Here is a 24,099-nt window from a genome sequence, read left to right as displayed (position 1 = left end):
TTTGGGGTTGACAAGGCTCATCCAGACGTTCTTGGAGACGATTTGGCGAGATCCCGGGTGCTTTGGTGTCAGGACAACACACTCGTAGCACACGAGGCCGTCCCAAATCAACCTATGGGACAGCCTCGGGAGGTCTGCCGCTCAAGGTATGCCCCTAGGGACCTGGCGCACCTGGCGGCGATTCTTCCGTCGAACCAAGTCGGCCCGCGGGCGTTTCAAAAACAGTTGACTTTCCTGCTCGGCGACGCTATCGGATGCGAATGGCGCTAAACTCCAATTGACGGAGACACGATGAAACCGATTTGGATACTGGTACTGGGTGTTCTTTTTGTCGGCAATATCGCCGGCGGCTATTTGCTTTATAAGGCCATTAAGCTGCGCGACGAGACCCGGATGCTGCACAAGATCATCGAAGATCTTACCCGCAAAAACCGCGACCTCACAGCCGACTATGCCGGACTAAGTGTCTATGCCGAGCAAAACCGTGAACTGCTCGCGTCGACCACGCCTGAAGAGCGCAAACAGATGTGCGTCCTCTACGGTGCGTCGATCACCAAAGGCTTCAACGCCGACAGTCTGGTTCCGGGCCACAAGTTCATCAATCGTGGTGTCGGCGCTCAGTCGAGCACCCAGCTCCTGGCGCGGTTCTCGTCGGACGTGCTCCAACTTCAGCCGGGGAGAGTAGTAATCAAGATTTGCGCAGGCAACTTCAGTCCTAATGTCGACAGCCGAATGATCTGGGACGAATTCGAAACGATGGCACTGACCGCTAGGGCGCGCGGTATCGAGCCGATTGTGGCCACGATCATTCCGGTGACTCGCCGCGGCGAGGAGTACCCCGGCTACAGCATGAACGAAGAGACCCGTCGGTTCAACGCTCGCGCCAGAGAGTTTGCCCGGCAGCACGGCTTCAAAGTGGTCGACTATTACGCGGTTACATCGGATCTCGACGGTTTTCTCCCGGACGACATGGCCCGCGACGCCATCCATCCCAACGCTATCGGCTACGCCAAAATGGCGGAGGCATTCCGCGCCACCATGCACTGACCGGACGTGGCCCACAGTGCACGTAGAGATCAGCGTGTTACACGCAATGCCGCCGCCTCGGGGAGTGTTGAAAGACCATCGGGTACGTCATCGCCAGTCCCGACCGCGCTTCGCGGACGGGACGTGGCGATCTCTCCTGCAACTATCTAGTGCCCCAACAACTAATATTTGCTGATTCCGTGCGCGGCAGAGCCTGCCCCGGACTTGATCCGGGGTCCTCGTCTGCCCGTGTATCGAAGAAGGATCTGGATGCGGCAGACCGGGAGGTCTGCCGCCCACGATTAGGAGTCATTAGTTGGGAAGGCACTCCGTGCTGAGATTGCCGCGCTACGATGCGACCGCTTAGACGCGGCGCATCTCTGCTCGCAATGGCCCTACGATGGGCGTTTTCAACAGCCGCCTCCAGGACGATGATCGAAACACGGTCTCCCCACGCCTGATTCAAAAAAAGAAGAGCCCCGGTCCGCCAAGGCGGACGGGGCTCTTCCATATTGGCTTGTCAGCCAACCTCGAAGACGATATTCCTTACTTCAGGAACACTGCCTTCTTGGTGTCGCTGAAGTTCCCGGCTGTCAGCTTGTAGAAGTAGACACCCGAGGACACGTCAGAAGCATCCCAAATCACCGTCTGGAACTCGTCATTGGCAACACCGGAGAAGCTCTCCACGAGCTGACCCGTGATGTTGTAAATGTTCAGTTTCCACTCAACACCGATGCCCGGGATCGCAATGTCGATCTTGGTGCTCGGGTTGAACGGGTTCGGGTAGTTCTGGCTCAGCGAGAAGTCGGCCGGTACAACCTTCGCCACCACGGGCTGACCCATATCGGTAGCGAATTCGGTCTTGACGACCTGGCCGTCAACACGCAGGAAGGTGCCGGAGAAGCTGTTGCCCTCACGGCTCCACACCAGGATATTGGTGTTCTCACCATTGTAGCCGTACACCATCTCCATGTTGCCTGCCAGCAGGGTCGGGGTAACGTCGCCGGAGACGACAATGTAGCCCGCGCCCATCGGCCGATCGACACTGAAGATGCCGCCGCCGTAGGTGATTCTGGCCGCAACCGGCGAGATCTTGTCATACGGCAGAGCGTCGCCGACGATTACACGGATCAGGTAAACCAGGTCCGCCACCGACAGGGTGATACCGTCTTTGTTGGTATCGGAGGCCGCAATCGAACCCTCAACGTGGGTACCGAAAGCCGCCAACCCGTTGATGAAGTAGTTGGTGAACATGACCGCGTCGGCAATTTCGTACGCGATGCTGTTGAGGTTGATATCACCCACCGCGTCGATCGAGTCGGCGCAGATGAGGTCAAGACCGCCGTTGCGGAAGTGAACCAGGCGCCACGGACGACCCTTCTGCGTGAAAACGTCGCATTCCGGAGACGGCGCACCGGTCAGAGTCGGCATGGTCTGATCCAGGCCGGTGATATCGGTGAAGATCGGGTCTCCACCCGGATCGAAGCCGGCGAAATCCCACACGTATTCAGACATGTAGAAGATCGCACCGTCGCGGCTGGAGAGACCGTTGTCGGCACAGTCGTACCAGATGAAGCGGATGGGAGCGAACTGGCACTCCAGATTGGCGTCGTTAGAAACCAGGAAGTGCAGTGAAAACAGCTCCATACCCGGCTCGACCGACCAGCAGGTCGGGTGATGGGCCAGGTTTCCGCCGGTGGTCTCGCCCAGGGCGACCACTCTCACAACACCGCTCGGGCAGGCGCCCGGACCGCAGTTACCATACGGGCCGAACCGATAGGTGAAGTACTCCCACTCACAGTCGGTGAGGAAGGAGCCTTCGTCGGCGAACTGCAGAATCATGGCGGAATTGTCATACTGGATCAGAATGTCAAAACCGCCGATCTCAGCATTAAAGAAGCTGATATCGGAGATCGTGACCGGCACTACCACAGGCTGGCCAATGAAGACCCTTTCGGCCTTGGCAATGTGAACCTGGAGCAGGTAGACCGTGACCTGGAAGGTCACCGTGTCGGCGTTGTTCGGGGCGCATTCGCAAATCGCAGCACCGTCATTCACTGCAACAGAGATATTGAACACGCCGCCAAACGGCAGATCCAGGCCGGTATCCCAAACGAGCTCACCGGTGTTGGCGTCAACAGTCGGTGGGGTCTGAGGATAGCTCCAGCCAACCAGATTGTAGAACGGACCATACGGACCCGGATCGGGATCTACGGCATCGATGTCATACGAGAAGGTCTGCCCGTAGTTGATCTCGTTCGTAGCAGCCGGAACGTCGGTAAACGCCGGCGGGTTGTTGGTCACGCAGATTCTGAAAGGCGCAGATAGATCCTGGGCCTGGCAGTTGTCGCGGACACCGACAATAATGTCACCGTCGTACTGGCAAACCTGGGCGCCGGTCGGCGTCCAGCTCAGGGTATTGCCGACAACAGTCATGCCCGCGGGACCCTGCTGTAGGAAGAAAGTCAGGGTTTCGCAGCCATTGGCCACATCGTCATCAGTCGCGGTCAGAGTCCTCTGGAAGAGGGTGCCATGGAGAATGGTAAACGGACCGCCGGTGATGTCGCCGACTGTCGGATCGTCGTTGGCAACGCTGATCGTGCCGGAAGTGACTGCGGCTAACCGAATGTCGCCGGTGCCGGCATCGACAAACTGGGTCTGAATGACACCAAAGGGCGGGGCGCTGGGCCAGATGGCTCCTTCAATGTCAACCGTGCCCGAGCAAACGTTCTTCGTGCGGAAGTTGATCGTAGCGACAGCACGACCGGTGCCGGCGCCATAATCTTCACTCGGGTCACCACTGGTGTTTATAGCGGCAAAACGGATCAACGGATACTGGGTCAGGTCGATGAACCGATCGGTCAGAACACCGGCCGGCAGATTCCAGGTGACCGTTACGTTTTCGATAACCGTATTGTTGGTTGCTTGCAGCACAACCTCGAGAGCGCTAATCGGCGCATCGATATTGGCTGTAACCGTGGCTGACTGGTCGACGCAGCGCAGAAGTCCCGGCTTGTCCTGGACAATGACCGCGTCGGCGGCCAACAATGTTGACGAAAGTGCCACTATAAAGGAGACTATCAGCAAAGAATGAAGCGTTCTTTTATGCATCATTTAATGCTCCTTTAGTACTCAACTAAACTTAGAGTTACCGGCAATTGCCTCGCACATGATGCAAAGTGCGCAATCGCCAATGATGACCGAATACCCGATGCCATCGGGACTCGGCATTGACCCTTTCCAAGTAGAGTGGCGAGATTCCAGACGGACCCACAAACTCGTGATCCCCGGCCCCCGCTCAATCTCTCTGGAACTGGTTCAGAGAAAGACGTATAGAATTAGCAAAACCGCAATGGGTACAAAACACCCTTGACAGCTTCGTAATTTTCTGAAACGATCTGGTTACGGGCTTGAGTACTGGCAACCTTAAGTTTAACTTAACGTTACCGAAGGTGCTGGGGACTCAAAACAGAAGCGTTCATCACACAACTATTTCCCTAGACGGCTCCATGATAAGCAGTACCCCCTGTTTTGTCAAGACTTTTTTTGAGTTTTCTAGCGAAAAGTCGAAATACTACAGCTTGTAGTAATAAGAACTGGGGCGTGTGCGCGGCAGACCTCCTGGTCTGCCCGGTTCGCTGGCTCGTGCGCGGCAGCGCCTCCGGACACTGGTAGGGCAGAACCCATGGGCCGCTCGCGGAAGCGAGCAGCCGGCGGTTCTGCCATCGCCCGGTGTCGGGGACCCCGTCACGGCGGACAGACGCGAAAGTCCCGACCTACGGCTCAAAAGGCGTAAACCAGATTGCTTGTCAAAAGAACCAGGCGGCTGTTTTGGTCGGGGTTGTCGTGCCACTCCCAGTCGACCGAGAGGAGCACGTTGAGGCTCAAACCATTAGCCGGGGTCCAGTCGCCCAGCAGACTCAGCCGTTCGAAAACGAAATCGGAATAGGAGGTTTGGTCGGTCCCTACCTCGCGCCGATCCCGGACACCAGCCACAGTCTCAAGCGACCCAAAGACTTGGCTTGGGCGGATGAAATCAAACTGCGCCTTGATACCGTATTCAGTGTAATCCTCCGCAATCAGATACGACTCGGTCTGGGATTCGCGCAGAAGTTCGAGCCGTGGCCCGGCGGCGATCGATCCGGACTCGCCGGTCAGTCCGGCCATGACACACGTTTCGATACGACGGTAGGTGCTGGTTAGGTAACTCGTTGTATCAAAGGCGATTAGTTCAAGCTCTATCTCCTCGCGGGCAAAAAAACGACGGCTCAGATTATGGCGGTTACGCAGGTCGAGATCCCAACGTCCGTAATCGTCGAGATTGCCACTGCGATTGTAATCCCTTGACTCATAGCGGGATAGTATGTCGATCTCACCGCTCGTGTAGAAGCCAAGAAACGAGGCATCGAGGCCGATACTCTGGTATTCCTGCTCAGGCGAATCGGGCACATGTCTTCTCGTGAAGAACCCGGAAAAAGAGAGCAGCGAATAATTGCTCGTGGTGTAAGAGGTCCCAATCTCGCCTGTGAACCGACGATAGTTGAATGCTCCCGTTTCGACCGAGTCAAAACGAACAAACTCGGCTTTGCCCCGGGTCCACAGGCTGGTCGACAGGGTTACCGGATAAGCCAGTTTTACCCGGCCGCTACCGGTGAGGTATCCGGGGTCCGCTTCGCCGACTTCCGGGGTGCCGTCGCGCCAGTCCACCTCTGAATTCCAATCCAAGCGGAAAGGACCGAATGCCGGGCGATGATTCCAGTAGCCGCGGAGCCGGTAGCTGTCCTCGGTTTGTTCGTAGAAACCGTCGAGTTCGAGCCGGTAATCCTCTAAGGGGATATAGCCGATTCGGACCTGGGCCTTGAGGTCATCGAGATAAGTCGTTTTTAGGGCGGTGGTTATCTCAAGGGAATCCGCGCCGGCCTGGGCCAGACTGTCCAGAAAAAACTCCTGGGAGAAGAACTCATAGCCGACCCCGGCTTTCAGCGACAGCCCCGGCCCGGAGAGCGTGCTCCCGGGCAAGCCGGCGGCGATCGCCATCGCAACAAGCGCGGCCAGGCTAAAGGTGCGCAAGCATTCTCCCGGTTACCTATCTCTCTCCGCTGAGGTAGCGCTGCGCCTGGCGCAGGGCGATTTGGGCCGCCTGAAGGGACAGTTGCGCCGACTCGATGCGATCCTCCGCCAGATGTTGCCCGGCCAGGCGAAGCTGCTCCGAGGCCTGCCGCAGCAGTTCTTCGGCCGCCGTGCTCCCGGCCCCCGGGCCGGCCGCCCTAAGCTGCTCCCAAAGTCGGTCCAGTTCCGAGTTAAGGCGGTCGTGGCGTAGCCGAAGGCGGTCGCCGGACTGGCATTCGCGGGCCGCTTTGCGGGCCGATTCGCGGGCATGGCCCAGGGCGGTCAGGGCGGCCCGGATTTGGTTTTGAGCGTGAAAATCGCGGGCCTGTCCCAGCGATCGCTCGGCCTGCCCCAGAAACTCACGGCCGGCTTCCGAGTCACAATCGGCCACCTGTTCGCGGGCGTATTCCAGAAGGCGCTGGACATTCTCCAGGCGGTACTGAAAACTCTCGCCCGCCTGCTCACCCAGTTGGGCCAGGCTGGCCAATCGGCGGATGGTCTGCTCCACCTGTTCTACCAGCTTGGCGCAGGCCAGGAACCGTCCCTGGCGGTAAAACTCCCACGCCTGGGCCAGGTAGTAGCGGGCCTGGTCGACCAGCGTGCTCATGGTCGGATTGAGCGGCGTAGGGAGCTCGTCGCGGACCCGCTCCAGGTTGTCGTGCGCCCGTTCCAGCCTGCCCTGGAGCACCCCCTCGAGTTGTTCGGCCTGACGGCTGATCGAGATCGCCAGACTGGCCTGTTCGCGGGCTTTGCGGGTAAGGGAGATGCAAAGCAGATAGGTGCCGCCGTCAAACGCCCGACGGGCGCCGCTCTGCAACTGCTCCGCTTGTTCGAGCGCTCGAGCGGCCAGGGCATTGCCGGAGCTTTGCACCGCCATCCGGGCCTGGGCGATGAGATCATCGGTGCGCTGGAGTTCGTATCTGAGCTGCTCCCGGTTCTGCTGGGGATCCCCCTGTGCCACCACCCCGTCCGGCATGGAGACGAATAGCGCCAAGCCTATCGTGAATATCAGTAGCTTTCTGATCATATTATACGCCTCTTTTCAGCCAGAGAAGCCACAAACCGGGTGCCGTATCTATCGTCCATCCTATGTTCTTGTTAATCAACTAATTATCGCCAGCACTGCCACTCTTAACCAAGCTGAGCTGTACGAAACGGTACATCTGATGACCCGATCGGCCCATACCTCATGAGCCGCCTTTCTTGCCGTGCCACCGGGAGCATGGTCCGTGCTCCCGATCAATTGGGAGCACGCCGCGGTTCTACGTCTCAAGGCCATGCGCCCTCATTCGGCTGTACAGCCGCCGCCGCGTGATTTTCAGCAGCCGGGCAGCTTCGGTTTTATTCCCTTTTGCCTGGTCCAGGGCGGCCAGAATCATATCTCTCTCCGACTGGTCCAGCCCGCCGCCCGATGACCGTGATTGTGCCGGGCCTATCGGTGCGGTGTCGGCCTCCAACGCAAAGTGTTCCGAAGTCAGCGGCCCGCCGCCTGAGAGTATCACTGCCCGTTCGAGGACGTTTCTTAGTTCGCGGATATTCCCCGGCCAGTCGTAAGCGAGAAAGAGCTCTCGGACTGACGGATCGAGTTTGGGCTGGGCCAGCCGCCGTTCGCGGAGGAAATGCTCGGCCAGTTCGATTACGTCCTCGCCGCGGTCCGCCAGGGGCGGCAGTTCGATCGGAAACACGTTAAGCCTAAAGTAGAGATCCTCGCGGAAGCGCCCGGCGCGGGTTTCGTCCTTCAGGTTCTTGTTGGTCGCCACAATAACGCGCACGTCGGCATCGACCATGTCCACTCCTCCGACCCGGACCAACCTGCGCTCTTCGAGCACTCGAAGCAGCTTGGTTTGCACCGGCAGGGCGATCTCACCGATTTCGTCGAGGAAGATCGTCCCTTTATCAGCCAGTTCAAAGCGGCCGAGCTTGCGCGATACAGCCCCGGTGAAGGCTCCTTTCTCATGCCCAAAGAGCTCCGATTCCAGCAGGGTCTCCGGCAAAGCGGCGGCGTTGACCGCAATAAACGGCCCCGCCTTCCGGCTGGAAAGATCGTGAATCATTCGCGCGGCCAGTTCTTTGCCGGTGCCGGAGCGGCCGGTAAGGAGGACGGTAGCATCGGTGGGCGCTACCTGTTCGATCATCCGGCGGAGTTTTGACGCGGCGGGCGACGAGCCGATCAGTTCCCGCGAAAGCTCAGCCCTGGCCGCCTGTTGGAAATGAGTGGCCAGCGATGCCGTTTTCCGCTTCTCGGTCAGCCGCTTGACCAGGATGACCAGCTCGTCAAGCGCAAACGGCTTGATGAGATAATCGGCGGCCCCTTTCTTCATGGCTGCTACCGCGGTTTCGGCGGTGCCGTAAGCGGTCATCATGACAACGTCGCAGTCCCCCCTCTCGAGCGCCTTGTCCAGCACCTCCATCCCCGATATCTGGGGCATGGCCAGGTCGGTGATGACCAAATCAAAGGAATGTTTCGCGATCAGGGCGAGCGCTTCATGGGGATCGACAGTCGTAGTCACCCGGTACCCTTCGTCCTCGAGCGCGCCGCAAATGAGCGACGTCATCTTGGGTTCATCGTCGACAACAAGTATGCTTGCCATACGCTACTTTCTGGCTGCCTTGGGCAGGCGGATCATGATCTCGGTACCTTGTCCCGGTTGCGATTTCAGTTTGATCTCGCCGCCCATTTCGATGACAATCGTCCGGCTCAAATACAAGCCCAGACCTGACCCGGACTGCTTCGTAGTATAGAACGGCGTGAACACCCGGCGCTGCTCCTTTCGCGAGAGGCCGCCGCCGCGATCGATCACGCTCATCTGTACGAAGGTGCCGTCTTCGTTTGCGGTAAGTCCGACCGCAACCCGCCTGCCCGCTGCCAGGCAGGACTCGACACCATTGAAAAGCAGGTTGAGAAGCACCTGCCGCAGAGAACGGGCGTAACTGACCATGGACAGTTCTGCCGGCACATCTTGGCCCAGCCAGGTAATCTCCTGTCCCGCATATTTCTCGGCGAGATGTTTTCGCACGCCGACAACCAGTTCGTGGAGGTTGATTTCCGACGGTTGTTCCGATTTGAGAAGCGAGCCGCCCGCGCGGGCGAACTCGAGATAGCCGGTGACTATCTCGTTGAGGCGGTCGACTTCTTCCATGACAAAACCGGCCTCGCTTTGGGCCGTCTTCTTTTGAAGCCGTTCGGCCGAAGCGCGGATGATCATGAGCGGGTTGCGAAGTTCATGTGCGACCACCGCCACCATCCGACCCAGATGGGCGTGGGTTTCGCCGAGAAAGAGCTTTTGCTCGGCGGCGTTTATTCGCCTCTGCCACCAGAGGAATATGAGGCCGAGCACCAGCCCGGCCAACAGCGAGAACCCCGAGGCATAATAGAGGTTGTGGCGAAGCTCGGTGAGAGAATCGAAATAGTCGACACTGGCTTCCACTCCCACCACCGCCACAACCACATTGTCGCCGCGGAGTAGCGGTGCAAACGCTGATTTCAGATAGAGATCTCCGCTGCGATAGGTGGGGGTCAGGCAAACGCCGGCGGTGAGGCCGAACAGGACCGAGTCGATACGGCCGGCGTGGATCTCGGAGAGGAAGTAGGTTGAATCTGATTCGAGCGAAGTCGTAGCAAGGTAGTAATAGTCTTCATCGAGAATGAACACCTCGGAGAGCGAATCTGACTGCCGCACCTGTTCCATGACCGAGAGCGCGCGGAAATAGGCGTCGAGACTGCCGTAGCACAGGCTGTCCACCTGTTCGGGCGGGAAGCTGATGCTCGCCCCTGAGGCCACCGCCGCCAGCCGACGCCCGAGCTGGTCCTCCAGCATCTGCTCAGTGCGCTGGTAGTTAACCCACCAGACCAGATTGACCAGCACAATCAGGAGGACTGTGAAGAGCGCTATGAGAATGAACTTACCGGTTGAGTAAGTCATGGGCCAAAGATTCGGTCCGGGCGGCGGGAATCAACAAAAGAGGTGACCAGGTAGCTTTTCGTTTGCGGCGTGGTCGGCCTGTTTCGTAGTGCGCCAATGCCTCGCGTTGTGTGCGCGGTAGACCCTGCCCCGGATTTGATCCGGGGTCCTCGTCTGCCCGCCCCTCGCAGCTTATCGGTGGCAGACCGGGAGAGGCTGCCACCCACATCAACTCGACCTACTTGCCCTCGTGACCGCAACCTCGTATCATTGCGTAATTGATGGCGGGTTTCCGCCGCGGCGGACCCTCATAAACGTGCCCGGCAGATGTCCTCATCTGCCGGATAACGGAGGTTTGATATGTCATTGTTTCGCGTTCCCGAACCCAAAAACGAACCGGTGCGTGATTACGCCCCCGGCTCGGCCGACCGCGCCGCGCTGGTCAAGGCGATCGCCGAGCTGAAAGCGCATCCGATCGAGATAACGTCGATAATCGGCGGCAAGGAAATCAAGGGCGGAAAGAAAATCGAAATCCGCTGCCCGCACAATTTCAAGCAGCTGCTCGGCTACTACTACCAGGTCACTCAGGCCGAGGTCAAACAGGCGGTCGACAGCGCGCTCGAGGCGCAGATCACCTGGGCGCACATGCCGTGGGAACACCGCGCCGCCATTTTCCTCAAAGCGGCCGATCTACTCACCGGGCCGTATCGTCACATATCGAATGCTGCCTGTATGCTGGCGCACTCGAAGACGATTTTTCAGGCGGAGATCGACGCGGTCTGCGAGCTGGCCGATTTCTGGCGCTTCAACGCGTACTACATGCAGCAGATTTACGAATTTCAGCCGGCAAGCAGCCCGACTGTCTGGAACCGGACCGATCATCGCCCGCTCGAGGGGTTCATCTTCTGCGTCACGCCGTTCAATTTTGTCTCGATCAACGGCAACCTCCCCACGGCGCCCGCCATGCTCGGCAACGTATCGGTCTGGAAACCGGCGTCGACCGCGGTGTACACGTCGTATTTCATCATGAAGATCCTGCGCGAGGCCGGTCTGCCCGACGGCGTCATCAACCTGATTTTCGCGCGCGGCGCCGATGTCGGCGATACGATTCTGAAGAACGAACATCTCGCCGGCATTCATTTCACCGGCTCGACCGGCGTGTTCCAGAACATGTGGAAAACGGTCGGCGAGAATATCGCAAAGTATCGTTCCTATCCGCGCATTGTCGGCGAGACCGGCGGCAAGGATTTCATTGTGGCGCATCCGACCGCCGATGTGGAATCGCTCGCGACCGCAATCACGCGTGGCGCGTTCGAATATCAAGGCCAGAAATGCTCGGCGGCCTCGCGCGCGTACATTCCGAAATCGCTCTGGCCGCGCGTGAAGGATTTGCTGGCCAGGCAGGTCAAGAGTATCAAGATGGGTGATCCGGAGGATTTCACGAATTTCTTCAACGCGGTGATCGATGAATCGGCGTACAAGTCGATTGTCGAGTATATCGATTTCGCCGCGAAGGCCAAAGACGCTGAGTTCCTGACCGGCGGAAAGTATGATATGTCGAGCGGGTATTTTATCGAGCCGACGGTGGTTGTTACCACCAATCCTGATTTCAAGCTGCTGCAGGAGGAGATTTTCGGCCCGGTGATGACGATTTATGTCTATGACGACGCACAGTACGCCGAGACGCTGCACCTGTGTGATCGTACATCGCCGTACGCGCTGACCGGCGCGGTGTTCGCAACTGACCGCAAGGCGATCATGCTGGCGGAGCGGACGCTTCGCAACGCGGCGGGGAATTTCTACATCAACGACAAACCGACCGGCGCGGTGGTGGGCCAGCAGCCGTTCGGTGGCGGACGGGCGTCGGGGACGAACGACAAAGCGGGCGGCATCCAGAACATGCTGCGCTGGACCTCCCCGCGGTCAATCAAAGAGAACTTCGTCCCGCCGAAGGACTATAGGTATCCGTTTATGGGGTAGTGGGATCGAAAAACAACGATCGGCAGGGCTCCATCCCTGCCGCATAAACGTGCCCGGTCCGCCGCAAGGGATTCGCATCTGCCGGGTGATAGCGGGTTCGATACGGCCCCACCCTACAGAACTAGTGCCATTCCAACTAATATCTCCTAAATAGTTTTAGTGGGGCATTGGGGCGGGCGTGTTTTCTATTCCGCCAGGTCAGGTAGCGGTAAATGCGGCGTCGGCGGGAAGTTTTCACGTGGGCGCGATGCTCATCCTATCCTCAAGCGGATGGGCCACCGAGGTTGTGTTTTTGCGTGAGACATGCTCATCCCACCCGCGAGCGGGTGGGCCACCGAGGTCGTGCTTATCCCTGCACGTCCACTAACTCGACACGCGCGCGCCCAGCACTCGGACTGACCTCGAGAACCATGCCGACACCGGGCGCATAATACTTGAATTCCCGCGCGCCGGGCGAGAGCGGGGAGTACTCCATAGTCTGGAGCGCCCCCTGGAACCTGCCGAAGGGGACCGTTACGGTCTTACTGAGACTGAGCACCTGGGCGGCGTCCTCGGCTACATCCTCGGCAAACTCCTGCCGATACTTCATGCCGATCCGCGGCTCAGCCAGCATGACAATTCCCGGAGTCGCACTGTTCACACCCGCTTCCCATGAACCCTCGGTGCTGACAACCTCTCCGCCCAAAATCTCCCTGGAGTCCTCGCCGAAGTACCAGACGTTGCCGTCCTGGTCCTGGGCATACCAGTCGTAGGTGTCTTCTATCAAATTCCCGCCGAGAAACACCTGGTCATGAACCACCGTAGTGGCGACACCCAGGATCGTCTTGGTCTCCGAAAGGACCTCGACAACGATGGTCTCGTGGCCCTCGTCGGTGTCGGCCTCATAGCGAAACACCCTGCCCGGAGCAAACCCCAGATAAGAATTGGTGATTCCAGCTACGAAAGCGGCGGGATCCGAGGGAAACTCGGGTGGGCTAAGGGGGGATTGGCTCTGGTTTAGTGCTGACATGGAGCCAACCGACGACGTCGGACTGCCGGTATCGCCTCCGCATCCGAACAGGAGTGTGCCGGATAGCGCGGCGAACGCCACAACCGGGGCTACCTTGAACATAGAAACCTCCAGTGGTTTTCGGTTCACTGAATTATGATCCGCCGACTTCGACACGGCTCGATATTCGAGTCGATCAGTCGAATTTCAGCGGCGTTTGTTCGATAGCAAAGTTGTTACGTCGGCCTCGAAGTCGGGCAATAAGCAAAAATGAAGTAATACGATCTATATACGACGGCCACCCTGGGCCGTGATGTTTCTTGTACCGTCCCGGGCGAGCAAAGTTCCGAAGGAACGACCCGCTGTAAAGGGGGTCCGGCTACTGTAGAACCGCAACAACTATTATTTGGTAATTCTGGAAGGGGCAGACCGGGAGGTCTGCCGCCCACGAGGAACGTCCATCAAAACACCAACCGCACCCCGAACTGGTTTACCGGCTCAGGCTCAAATGTGGAGATTACCCTCTGTACATTCAGGCTCACGAACGGCGTTATCGGCTTGACTATCGACAGCTCCATGTAATGATCCCGCGACAGTCCAGCAGCGAAATGGGAGTTGAAATCGGCCGTAAACTCGAAACTGAAATCGGTCCAGACCCTGAACGCGTTGATCGCGATCACCTGCAGGGTGCGGCCACGGTCCTGACCGGTGTCATCGTAGTTTTGGTATAACGATACCTGGTTGGAAATCGGATAAAAGCCGATCTGTCCCGACTTTGACTCGAGTGTGGGGATCACACCGGCCGACAGATCGACCGGCGAGATCAATGGCGCTACTACCACGCAGACGAGCGAAACAAGCTTGCGCATGGCGATTCTCCTCAAATAAGTCAGGGTCCGCCCCCGGTGGACGAATCCCGACATGGATTGTTCCGTCAGGCCCAGTCGCGGCCGGTTGCCTGACAGGTTCTATCTATGTTCCACGATCAGCGGCAGGCCGGCGAGGGGTGCGGATACTCCCTCTACCCCACCACTTTCAAGCGGGCGTATTTGGCCATGATCTTCTTGGCCCCCAGGCCGCTAAACATAATCTCAAGGCGTAGCGAGTCGCCGAAACCCTCAGACTTGACGATCTTCCCACGCCCGAATGTCGGGTGCTCCACCAATCGACCCGGCCGCATCACCTCGTCGCCTTCATACTCATAGTGCACACCCGTTCTCGGTGCGGCGGTACGAGTGAATCCATTGGTCGACAAGGGTACGCCCCCATTCACGGTGGCGGGGCGGTAGCTGCGAAGATCGTACACGTCGATCAAATCTTTAGGAATCTCGTCGATAAACCGCGACGGCGCCGATATCACTTCACCGAACCTGAACCGGCTGGCCGCGCTGGACAAAAACAGCTTGTGTCGCGCCCGCGTGGCGCCGACATAGAACAGGCGACGTTCCTCTTCAAGCTCCGCCGGCTCGGTCAGGGTACGCTGCAGCGGGAAGAGACCCTCCTCCAGCCCGACCAAAAATACCGTCGCGTATTCCAGACCTTTGGCCGAGTGAATGGTCATCAGGGTGAGCTTGTCTTCGATCTCATTGTAGGAATCGACATCGGTGTATAGCGAAATCTCGGCCAGGTAATTGTCAAGGTGGGCCTCACCGTTGGCGCGCGCAAAAGTCACCGCGCCCTCAATGAACGCCTCGATATTCTCGACCCGGCTCGGGCCGAGCACCGCATCCTCGCTCAGCAGATGAGTAATCAGTCCGATTTCTGAAACCAAATCCTGTGTCAGAATGTCGATCGGCGTGGTATCCTTGACAGCGCGATACTTCTCGACCAACTCCACAAACGAGCTGAGTCGGTTTGATTTCGATGACAGCTCACCGTCGGATCTGTGCGTGCGGGCGATCTCATAGTAGCTCTTCGATTGACTCCGAGCCAACTGGTTGATCTGATCGATCGTCTTCTGGCCTATCCCACGCCGTGGATAGTTGATTATCCGCTCGAACGCGACATCATCGGACGGGTTGGCGATCAGCTTGAGATACGCCACCAGATCCTTGATCTCTTTACGCTGATAGAACGAAACGCCGCCGACTATCTGGTAGGGGATGTTCCGTCGCCGGAGTTCCTCCTCGAAAGCGCGCGACTGCGCGTTGGTGCGATACAGCACCACCATGTCTTTGAGATCATACCGCGCTCGCGAGGTGGTCACCCGATCGATTACAGCAATGGCCTCGTCCTCGGCCTTATCCACCCGCAGCAGTTCCAGTTTCTCGCCGCCGTGGTAGTCGGTCCAGAGCGTCTTCCCCTTGCGCATGGAGTTGTTTTTGATTACCGACGAGGCGGCATCGAGAATCACCTGCGTGGAGCGGTAGTTCTGCTCCAGCTTGATAATCTTCGCGCCGGGGAAGTCCTGCTCGAACTCGAGAATGTTGCGGATATCGGCGCCGCGCCAGCCGTAAATAGACTGGTCCTCATCGCCGACCACGCACAGATTCTGATGTTCGTCAAGCAGGTATTTCAGCAGCAGGTACTGAATGTGATTCGTATCCTGGTACTCATCAACCATGAGGTACATAAACCGCTGCTTGTAGCGGCGCGCGAGGGTGGGATCGCTTTGCAGAAGCCAGACAGTATTGAACAGCAGATCGTCGAAGTCCATCGCCTCGCACTGGCGGAGGCGGCTCTGATAAAGCAGGTACAGCTCGGCGGTACGGGTCTGAAAATACCCTGACGCCGAGCGCATGTACTCTTCGGCGCTGGTGAGCTTGTTCTTGGCGTCGGAGATCTTACGCAACTGGCCTTTGACTGGAAACTGGTTTTCCGAGAAGCCGAGTTCCTTGACACACTTCTTCAGGAGCGAGAGCGAATCGTCCTGGTCGAAAATCGTGAAGCTGCTCTTGTAGCCGATCCGTTCGGCCTCACGGCGCAGGATGCGCACGCAGAACGAATGGAAGGTCGAGACGTTCATCCGCTCGATTCCGGCACCCATAAGCCGGGTGACCCGTTCTTTCATCTCCCCGGCGGCCTTGTTGGTAAAAGTGACTGCCATGACCTGGTGCGGCTCGGCAAGCCGCTGAGTCAGTATATATGCCAGCCGTCGCGTGAGTACCCGGGTCTTGCCGGAGCCGGCGCCGGCGATAACCAAAAGGGGGCCGTCGGTAGTGGTAACCGCCTCGCGCTGGCGGTCGTTGAGGTCGTCAAGAAGTCGGTTCATAGGGCTTTCGAATATAGCAATCGTGGGGAGCCACACAAGTAGTAGCCAAAAAATGTGTGGACTTGCTGCCTGTTGTAACGCAGATTAAGTCCTAACTGCTGGCATTATGGATTAGGAGTGACATTGCCACGACGAGGCAGGAAATCTAACAATGAAAACCGCCGATACGGGATTGGCGAATGGTATGGCAGACTCGCCGACTGTTTGACGGCTGAAGAGCTTGCCTTGTTGGCTAATCTTCAAGGTCTCCCCAAGCACAAGCGCCCGCCACAGCCGTGCCCATTTCGCGAGCCCCGAATGTGCAACAAGGAGGGCGGGGTATGCTCGCTGCGGTTGTATGCAGGAAGCCAAGACTCAGCGACGAGCCATCGTATACCTGGCGATGACGGAAGCCTACGCGCAACGTGCCCAAACCGATTCTACGAATCCGGCACGATATTTGAGTGGGTGGGCGAAGTTGTACTCCGCCGTAAGCGACCTTCTATAGCCGGCGAAGTCGGTTTCTTAGAGCAACCTGGGCATCCAGAAGATGTGCCGGGAGAAAGCGTGGGGCGGATAGACTGCGTGCTAGTCAGCCAGGGTGAACACAGCTTTGACTGGTGCGCGTTGGAGATACAAGCAGTTTACTTTTCCGGTGAGTCAATGAGGAAGGAGTTTCGCGTTCTGCAGGATTACTCTGGGCCCGGCCTGCCATTTCCTATTGCAAAGAGACGCCCCGACTATAGGAGCAGCGGACCGAAGCGCTTGATGCCTCAACTGCAGATCAAAGTCCCTACTCTTCGCAGGTGGGGAAAGAAAATGGTTGTAGTCGTCGACACACGATTCTTTGCAGCACTCGGGCGGATGGACGAGGTGGCTGATATCTCCAACTGTGACATAGCCTGGTTCGTAGTAGAATTCGAAGAGTCCAAGGGCACTGCCAAGTTAGTACCTGCGTTCGTCCGCTTTACCACTTTGGAGAGAGCCGTGGATGGCCTTACTGGTGGCACACCTGTCAATCTAGATGAGTTTGAACGCAGAATCAGAGCCAAGCTTGTTGACCCCTCTTAACCATCCCAAATCACGTCCGATAAGTAGTTCGATTTTAGTCGAATGATGAGTACTCTTCATGGGTATCTCTTCGACCTCAAATCCATGATTCCTCGCTCTCCGCAGAATCCTGCTACAATTGTCGTACGTCATAAGGAAATCGCCTGATAGATTGTCCGCTAAGTCGAACAGATAGTTATGGTCTATCTCTGAGTGCGTGTACAATCTGCGTCCCGCTACAGTATAAGGAGGATCAATAAAAAACATCTTGTTTCGAAGCTTCGAATACTGCCGCAAGACTTCGATCCCATCCCCATAAATGAAGTGAAGCCTATCTCTTACCTCCATAATTGATAGTATCCGCTTGCGCAGCGTTTCGGGATACCATCGACTTGTGAGCCCCTTACCGTTTTCCCCACTCTTGACCTTTCCAGCGCCCGGTGCCAAGATACCGCCCCGATTAATCCGGTTTCTCACGAGAGTTGCTAACGCCGTTCGCCTTAGACTCGCTCCGGCGCGAACACGGGTGAGGCCTTCAACCGTGTCAGCCGTAATAGAAAGCCGTGATATTTGCCGCGTCAACCAAGCACCCTCTCCGTTAAGTATAGTGCCCCACACCGCGGCGACGTCTGAATCAAGCTCCACCATTGTCGCTGTTCCGACAAGATTCTCACAAACAGCAGTGAGACTGACAATTCCTCCGCCCGCAAATGGCTCAACCAACTCTATCGCAGCACTACCGCGAGCCCGTAACCAATTACGAATGACTGGTACAAGCCACGTCTTTCCACCGGGATAGCGAAATGGACTCCGTTGTGGCACTGAAGATACGTTAACGACTTTCATACTTGCCCTTCACTACCACGGCTCGCTCTAAGTAGGAAGATAGTTGTCGCAATTATGGGCGCAATCACATTTTGAGTTATTTTGGAGCTCCGTAAGCACCTTTCGTCCGCAAATGCAGCTCCGTGTTGCACCTGTCAAAGTAACCGCCTCGCGCTGGCGGTCGTTGAGGTCGTCAAGAAGTCTATTACTCACAGCGCGAGGGAATATACAGCAGAAGCGGGGCGGCGCAAGCCGTCCCACGGGTCATTTCACTATCGGCTCTTTACAGCCGGCGGCCAGGCCGCCGCAGCGCCAGTCTGACACGCCGGTCATCATGCCGGTCGGGCCGATATAGATCGCCTTCAGGTCCCCGTACGGACTCCCCTCCCGGACCTGGTGCCCGTAGCGGATCAACCGCTGGATAGTGGCCACGTCGTACCCGCCCTGTTCGAGATAAACCTCGTCGGGAAGCCACTGATGGTGGAACCGCGGCCGCCGGACCGTCTCCTTGAGCGGTAGATTAAACCGCGTAAAGTTAATGATCGCCTGGGCCACCGTGGTGATGATCTTCGAGCCACCCGGCGAGCCCAGAATCAAAAAGGGACGGTCGTTCCTCATAACCAGCGTTGGCGACATCGACGAAAGCATCCGCTTGCCCGGGGCGACGGCGTTGGCCTCGTTGCCCACCAATCCGTAGACATTGGCATAGCCGGGCTTGATGGCAAAGTCATCCATCTCGTTATTGAGCAGAAAACCGCCCCCCACCACCACCAGACCGGAACCGAAACTCTCATTGATGGTCGTCGTCACCGCCACCATGTTGCCTTCACTGTCGCAAATCGAATAGTGGGTGGTCTGCCCGGATTCATACTTCCGCGGATTGCCCGCTCCGATATCTTCCGACGCACTGGCGTGATCACGCGAGATGAGCGCGCGGCGTACATCCAGATAGGCAGAGTCAAGCAGACTCGCGGGAACGTCGAAAAACGCCGGGTCGCCAAGATGCTCGGAGCGGTCGGCGAAGGCGAGACGGGAGGCCTCGCAGAACAAGTGAATGTAATCCGGGGAGTTGGGCGAGAACTTTGAGAATTCAAACGGTTCGAGCAGCTTGAGTATCTGGCCCACAATGACCCCGCCCGAACTGGGCGGCGGAACGCTGTAGATGTCGAGCGAATCAAACCTGTAGTGCAACGGCTCCCGCCACACCGGACGGTACCGCTCCAGATCCGAGTACGAGATAAGCCCGCCGTACTGGGACATACAGCTGACTATGCTGTCAGCAATCACGCCGGTGTAAAAAGCGGCTGGGCCTTCCTCAGCGATCGCGTACAGGGAATGGGCAAGCTCCGGCTGCTGCCAGCGCCCCCCGGCCGACGGTGTAACTCCGTTCGGCAAGTACAATTGCCGCGTGGTGGCGAATACGCTCAGTCGATCGCGGTGTCGGACAAAATCTGTCGCAAGGATACTGTCCACCGTGAATCCGGTGTCGGCCAAACGAGCCGCCGCTCCCACCAGATCCGACCACTTCATCGTGCCGTACTTCTCCCAGAGCGCGTAAAGCCCTGCCACCGTGCCGGGCACTCCGGCCGCCAGGGCGCCGCGAGTAGAGCGACCCTCAACTACTTCTCCCGTGCTGTCGAGAAACATTTCGCGCGTGGCGCCGGCAGGCGCGGTCTCCCTGAAATCGAGCACCGCGATCTCGCCGCTCGCACCGTGGCGGATGGTCGCAAATCCGCCCCCGCCGATATTTCCCGCCTGTGGATACGTAACCGCCAGCGCGAAACCGACCGCAACGGCAGCGTCAAAAGCGTTGCCGCCCCCCTCTATAACGTGGCGGCCGATCTCCGACGCCGGCGGCGATACAGTCACGACCATCCCGCGCGTGTAATAGTGGGTGACACTGACTCCGTCGCACGCCCAAATCAGAAGCGTCGCGGCAAGATACATCACCGCGACAGCGATATGGGTGGCGGTGTGAAGACTGCGCTTCATAGCGTATTCGTCGAAAGTATCCGCGCAGATCAGGCCTTCTCCAGGCGGAAGACCATCCCGTCCGGGAACTGTATGGGCAGCACCAAACCGGTTTTGAGCTCCTTGGCGGTCGTCTTGATCGGCACGACAGTTTCTGCGCTCTGCAGGATGTTTGTCAGCTTGACAGTGGCCGCGCTGAAGCCGGCCTGGCGCAAATCAACCTGTATGATAACATCCTTGTGCGACGCCTCAAGGCCGTCGGAAAGCTCACCGGGCGGCGGAGCGACAACAATCAACAGTCCCTTCTTGGGACCGATTTGGACGGTGATATTCACCGATGGATCGCTGCAGTACACCGAGGCTTTATTGCCGGCGGCTTCCATGATCGACGCCACGAAGGCCAGCTTGTTGTGATCGCCGCCCGAGGCCATGTCGAAAGTGAGAAAATACAGATTACCCTTGAACCGTGTGCTGCAGACACCCACAACCTTTCCGTCGCTCTTGGCCAGTTTACGGACCCGATCATCGGTGGTGCGAATGGTGCCGTAGGTGGAGGCCACGAATTCGCCGCCCTTGTGCGAGATGCTCGCCACGCGGTGATCCAGGGTGGTGTGAATCCTGAAGTGCTTGGCCAGTATCTGGCACTCGTGGAACTCCTCGTCGTACCTGGGCATGAGGCCGCACATGATAATAGTGACACCGGCCTTGGCCAGCTCGACAATCGCCTCCTGGTCCCTTTCGGCCATGACCTCGCACGACGGCACAAAGATGGTCCGGTACTGCTTCATCGTGCCGTAGTCGCGGTTCTCGCGGATGCCGTAGTCGAGCCGCAGCCGTGTCAGGTCGCGGCAGAAGCCGGTGGTGGTGTCGTTGAGCAGGCGCGGCAGATACTCGAACTCCTTTTTGGAACCGGTCTCACGCATCCAGTAGAGCAGGCGCTGTCCGATAATTGCGATTGACGACGCCGGTGCAAGATCATCGAATTCAACCGTCTCGATCCCCTCATTGAAGTTCTTTACTACGTCGTATGCCTCCGTGACCGTGCCGTCGCGCCTGAGCGGTGCGCAGTACCAGTAGTCACGATCGACAAACATGTAGTGATTCATGCCTTTGAGACCCGCGGCGATACCTGCAGCCATGTAGAAGCGACGTACGTTTGAGCCGATCGGAGCGATTTCCTCCTCCCGCTTCGGATCGGCCGCAGCCGCACCGGAAGAAAACGACGTAGCGAACGCGAAACCGTACTCCGCGCGCAGGAAACGGGCTTTGTTGGCCAGATCGAAGTAGCTCCCCTCGGGGAAGATATTCGCCCCCAGAAACGGCGAGCGATCTTCCGGCACGAGGTTAAACGCCGGCAGCAAATCGCCCGGCTTAAAATAGAGCGAACGGAAGAGCAGCGGCTCGACCGTGTACGACGCAAAAGTATCTTCGAGCACTCTCAGGTACTCGTTGAGCATGAATTCACGGAAACGGAACCAGTCCAGCGCCTTGGGGTAGGTTTTCATATCGAGATCGTCGAACTTGCGCGGCGGCTCGACGGTGTCGAAGTCATCGTGCTTCTCGCGATAGAGCGCGTTCAGCTTCTTGATATCCTGGTATCTCTCGCGCAGGAACTCAGGGTAGTATTCCGCCACTACGTCCTGGTTGTAATCGGCGCTGTCGGGGTTGAGCATGCGGCCGAACGAGGTTTCGTAGTCCAACTCCACCATGAACACCGGCCCGCGCGGGTGCACGTAGTTCTTGGTTGTTTCGATGAACGCCTTGAAATAATTACGCAGGTGAAACTGAAAGTTGTTGTGCAGGTACGACGGGAGGTACCCGCCTTTGACACCATACGCATCCGGAAGCACGATCTCGGAGCCTTTGGCGTCACGCGCGAACACTTTGATGTCGCCAAAGAGCGTACGCGGCAACCCGGCGTACGGGATCTGCCCCCAGACCATCGGCCCGGGGCGGAGGATTACTTTGAAACCGAATTCTCGGGCCAGTTCCAGAAATACGATCAAGTCCTTGCGGGGATCGTCATAGCCGGAGAAATCGACACTCTTGGTGACGTCTTGATGGACATTCCACGGCACGGCGGTGGAGATAATGCGAAAGCCGGCGCGACGAATGCGCTCGAAACAGATTGACCAGTAGCGTTTGTCGATGCGGAAGTAGTGCAGTTCAGCCGAGAACGGCGGATAGGTCTCTTTGCCAATAGAGAACCTGTTCCCAATTACACCAAGCATATAAGCCTTTATATATCAATAACTTAGATAGATTATTCTCACGCGCAAAGAATTAGGATACACAATGGCGCCCCCTAAGTCAACATAATTCGCGTAACTCTTTGTTAATCAATGCATTGAGTTTGCGCGCCCGGCGCCGACTCGATTTCCTGCCTTGCGTTCCAACCGGTGCGGGAGTTTTGAAAGAACATCGGATTCGTCATCGCGAGTCCCGACCGCGCTTCGCGGACGGGACGTGGCGATCTCAACCTGCACCTACATAACATGTTGAGATTGCCGCGGTACGATGCGACCGCTCGGACGCGGCGCATCTCCGCCCGCAATGACCCTGCGATGCCCTATTTCGACAGCCCTTGCGCCAAGGTTCAGGGAACAAACCAGCAACAAAAAAACCCCCGGCTATCGGCCGGGGGTCATAATCCCTAATGGCATGTTCTGCTACTTCAATAGCATCATTTTGCGAGTCGAAACAAAGTCACCCGCGGTCAGGCGATAGAAGTAAATGCCGGATGCTACCTGTCCGCCGTTTTCCGATGTTCCGCGCCAGGTTTCCCGATAGGTGCCAGCGTCGAGCCTCTCATTAATCAGCGTGATCACTCTCTGGCCCAGCACATTGAAGATAGCCAGCTCGACCTGTGACGCTTTGGGCAGAGCGAATTCGAAGGTCGTTTCGGGGTTGAAAGGGTTCGGGTAGTTCTGCGCGAGGTCAAAACTGGTCGGCAGACTGCCGGTCTCGATCTGCTCTACATCCTGAGGCAATTTGTAGACAATCGGCCCTGCAAAGCGCGGCACGAACTCATTGTTGGCGACTGTCACGAATGCAAACTTGTTAAACAAAGAGCTATCCACCACGATAGAATCAACCTCGGCCGTCAGATGGAACCTGAAAGTGGCTAACAGATGCCTCCCCGGCAATAATCCGGGGCCAAAGATCCTCAGACCCACGGTTTGAAACTTCAGCGCATTGTTGGACGAGTCTTTGTTGTTTCTATAGTACACCAGTTGTGTCAGGTTGAACGCGCCGGCAGCAGTGGGGGAGAAAAACCCGGTGTCGAGATCCATCTCCGGGACGTTCCACTGAAATCCCGGGCTTATGGACGCGAGAGCAGAATCACACAACCCATAGATTTCAACCACGACTAGTGAATCACCACTCATGAGGTCAGGCAGATGGCCAAAACTGAGTATTACCGAATCTGCCGCTCCGTTGTCCTTGGGATCCTGTTGCGCCGACGCGGTGATGGCCATTGCCATCATTGCGGCTATTAGTACCAGAATCTTACCCTTCATTTCGAATGTGCCTCCATTCAGTTTATCAAATCGCCTTTGTCAGTATCTGTTCCGTGTCGTTGCAATTAGCGTAGTCCACTTTACCGACAACTCAACGCACTCGCGCATTAATGCCTGACCTGTGGATACTCGCCACCGCTCCGAAAATACGCGGCAGGCATCGGCCAGTCAATCGAAAATTGAGCTTCAAGTCAAGCAAAAAAGGAAGACTGTTCTTTAACCCTCCCCGGTTTCGCCATGGGCGTCAAGGGCTTGGCCGCTCACCATGACACCCCCCGGCGGGCGACCTGCCTGCGAGGGAGCATACGTATCCACTTTGGCGCAAAGCGAACGGGGATGTTCCTGTAACAGCTCAGTGCGCTAAGGGGACTAACCAGCCGGAGCAGTTTCTGCGCCGCTGAGTGTGCGGTAAAACAAAGCGGCCACCCCTTTGGGGGTGGCCGCATCGCTTGATCCAGAGAAGCCCGGGGCTTCTCAAGAATCCGTTCGGTCTACAGGCAATTCGGCAGGCCGAGCGACTGACCCGTTATGAACAGG

15 protein-coding genes are annotated in these 24,099 nt (G+C 57.6%); 3 read left to right on the top strand and 12 right to left on the bottom strand.

Annotated elements, in window-relative coordinates; all coding sequences use genetic code 11:
* Positions 1–291: 291 nt before the first annotated feature.
* Positions 292–1,047 carry a GDSL-type esterase/lipase family protein gene (locus AB1772_10500; protein ID MEW5796775.1) on the top strand — a complete coding sequence of 252 codons (756 nt, stop codon included), beginning with the start codon at positions 292–294 and terminating at the stop codon, positions 1,045–1,047.
* 525 nt (positions 1,048–1,572) lie between these two features.
* Here the strand turns inward: AB1772_10500 and AB1772_10495 are convergent.
* From AB1772_10495 to AB1772_10475, 5 genes are all read right to left on the bottom strand, one after another.
* A complete protein-coding gene (locus AB1772_10495; GenBank protein MEW5796774.1) occupies positions 1,573–4,140 on the bottom strand; it encodes a T9SS type A sorting domain-containing protein in 2,568 nt (855 codons plus the stop codon).
* Between the two features lie 669 nt (positions 4,141–4,809).
* Positions 4,810–6,096, bottom strand: coding sequence for a hypothetical protein (locus tag AB1772_10490; GenBank protein ID MEW5796773.1), 1,287 nt, complete (start codon positions 6,094–6,096; stop codon positions 4,810–4,812).
* A 16-nt stretch (positions 6,097–6,112) separates the two neighbouring features.
* Positions 6,113–7,162, bottom strand: coding sequence for a hypothetical protein (locus tag AB1772_10485; protein ID MEW5796772.1), 1,050 nt, complete (start codon positions 7,160–7,162; stop codon positions 6,113–6,115).
* A gap of 235 nt (positions 7,163–7,397) precedes the next feature.
* Positions 7,398–8,726 (bottom strand): sigma-54 dependent transcriptional regulator, encoded by a 1,329-nt coding sequence (locus AB1772_10480; GenBank protein MEW5796771.1) that lies wholly within the window; start codon positions 8,724–8,726, stop codon positions 7,398–7,400.
* A 3-nt stretch (positions 8,727–8,729) separates the two neighbouring features.
* Complete coding sequence (locus AB1772_10475; protein MEW5796770.1) at positions 8,730–10,058, bottom strand: HAMP domain-containing sensor histidine kinase; 1,329 nt, start codon at positions 10,056–10,058, stop codon at positions 8,730–8,732.
* A gap of 339 nt (positions 10,059–10,397) precedes the next feature.
* Here AB1772_10475 and pruA point away from each other — a divergent pair, with 339 nt between their 5' ends.
* On the top strand, positions 10,398–12,017 hold the full coding sequence (gene pruA / locus AB1772_10470) for an L-glutamate gamma-semialdehyde dehydrogenase (GenBank protein MEW5796769.1): 1,620 nt from the start codon (positions 10,398–10,400) through the stop codon (positions 12,015–12,017).
* 346 nt (positions 12,018–12,363) lie between these two features.
* Here the strand turns inward: pruA and AB1772_10465 are convergent, their stop codons facing one another.
* The 3 genes from AB1772_10465 to AB1772_10455 all read right to left on the bottom strand — a co-directional run bounded on the left by AB1772_10465 (position 12,364) and on the right by AB1772_10455 (position 16,216).
* Positions 12,364–13,128, bottom strand: coding sequence for a hypothetical protein (locus AB1772_10465; GenBank protein ID MEW5796768.1), 765 nt, complete (start codon positions 13,126–13,128; stop codon positions 12,364–12,366).
* Positions 13,129–13,466: 338 nt separating this feature from the next.
* Positions 13,467–13,874, bottom strand: coding sequence for a hypothetical protein (locus tag AB1772_10460; protein ID MEW5796767.1), 408 nt, complete (start codon positions 13,872–13,874; stop codon positions 13,467–13,469).
* Positions 13,875–14,026: 152 nt separating this feature from the next.
* A complete protein-coding gene (locus AB1772_10455; GenBank protein MEW5796766.1) occupies positions 14,027–16,216 on the bottom strand; it encodes a UvrD-helicase domain-containing protein in 2,190 nt (729 codons plus the stop codon).
* A 117-nt stretch (positions 16,217–16,333) separates the two neighbouring features.
* On the opposite strand from AB1772_10455, the gene AB1772_10450 reads away from it, so the two are divergent.
* Complete coding sequence (locus AB1772_10450) at positions 16,334–17,266, top strand: NotI family restriction endonuclease (GenBank protein MEW5796765.1); 933 nt, start codon at positions 16,334–16,336, stop codon at positions 17,264–17,266.
* Here the strand turns inward: AB1772_10450 and AB1772_10445 are convergent.
* From AB1772_10445 to AB1772_10430, 4 genes are all read right to left on the bottom strand, one after another.
* On the bottom strand, positions 17,216–18,091 hold the full coding sequence (locus AB1772_10445; protein ID MEW5796764.1) for a DNA adenine methylase: 876 nt from the start codon (positions 18,089–18,091) through the stop codon (positions 17,216–17,218). The two genes, AB1772_10450 and AB1772_10445, sit on opposite strands and share 51 nt — an antisense overlap.
* A gap of 243 nt (positions 18,092–18,334) precedes the next feature.
* Positions 18,335–20,062 carry a gamma-glutamyltransferase gene (ggt, locus tag AB1772_10440; protein MEW5796763.1) on the bottom strand — a complete coding sequence of 576 codons (1,728 nt, stop codon included), beginning with the start codon at positions 20,060–20,062 and terminating at the stop codon, positions 18,335–18,337.
* Between the two features lie 29 nt (positions 20,063–20,091).
* Positions 20,092–22,272 (bottom strand): beta-galactosidase, encoded by a 2,181-nt coding sequence (locus AB1772_10435; GenBank protein ID MEW5796762.1) that lies wholly within the window; start codon positions 22,270–22,272, stop codon positions 20,092–20,094.
* Positions 22,273–22,710: 438 nt separating this feature from the next.
* Positions 22,711–23,562, bottom strand: a complete 852-nt coding sequence (locus tag AB1772_10430) for a T9SS type A sorting domain-containing protein (protein MEW5796761.1) — start codon at positions 23,560–23,562, stop codon at positions 22,711–22,713.
* Positions 23,563–24,099: the final 537 nt, after the last annotated feature.

This window comes from Candidatus Zixiibacteriota bacterium (assembly GCA_040752815.1).
Classification (GTDB): Bacteria; Zixibacteria; MSB-5A5; order GN15; family FEB-12; genus JAGGTI01.
This window is presented reverse-complemented; position numbering and strand designations above follow the sequence as displayed.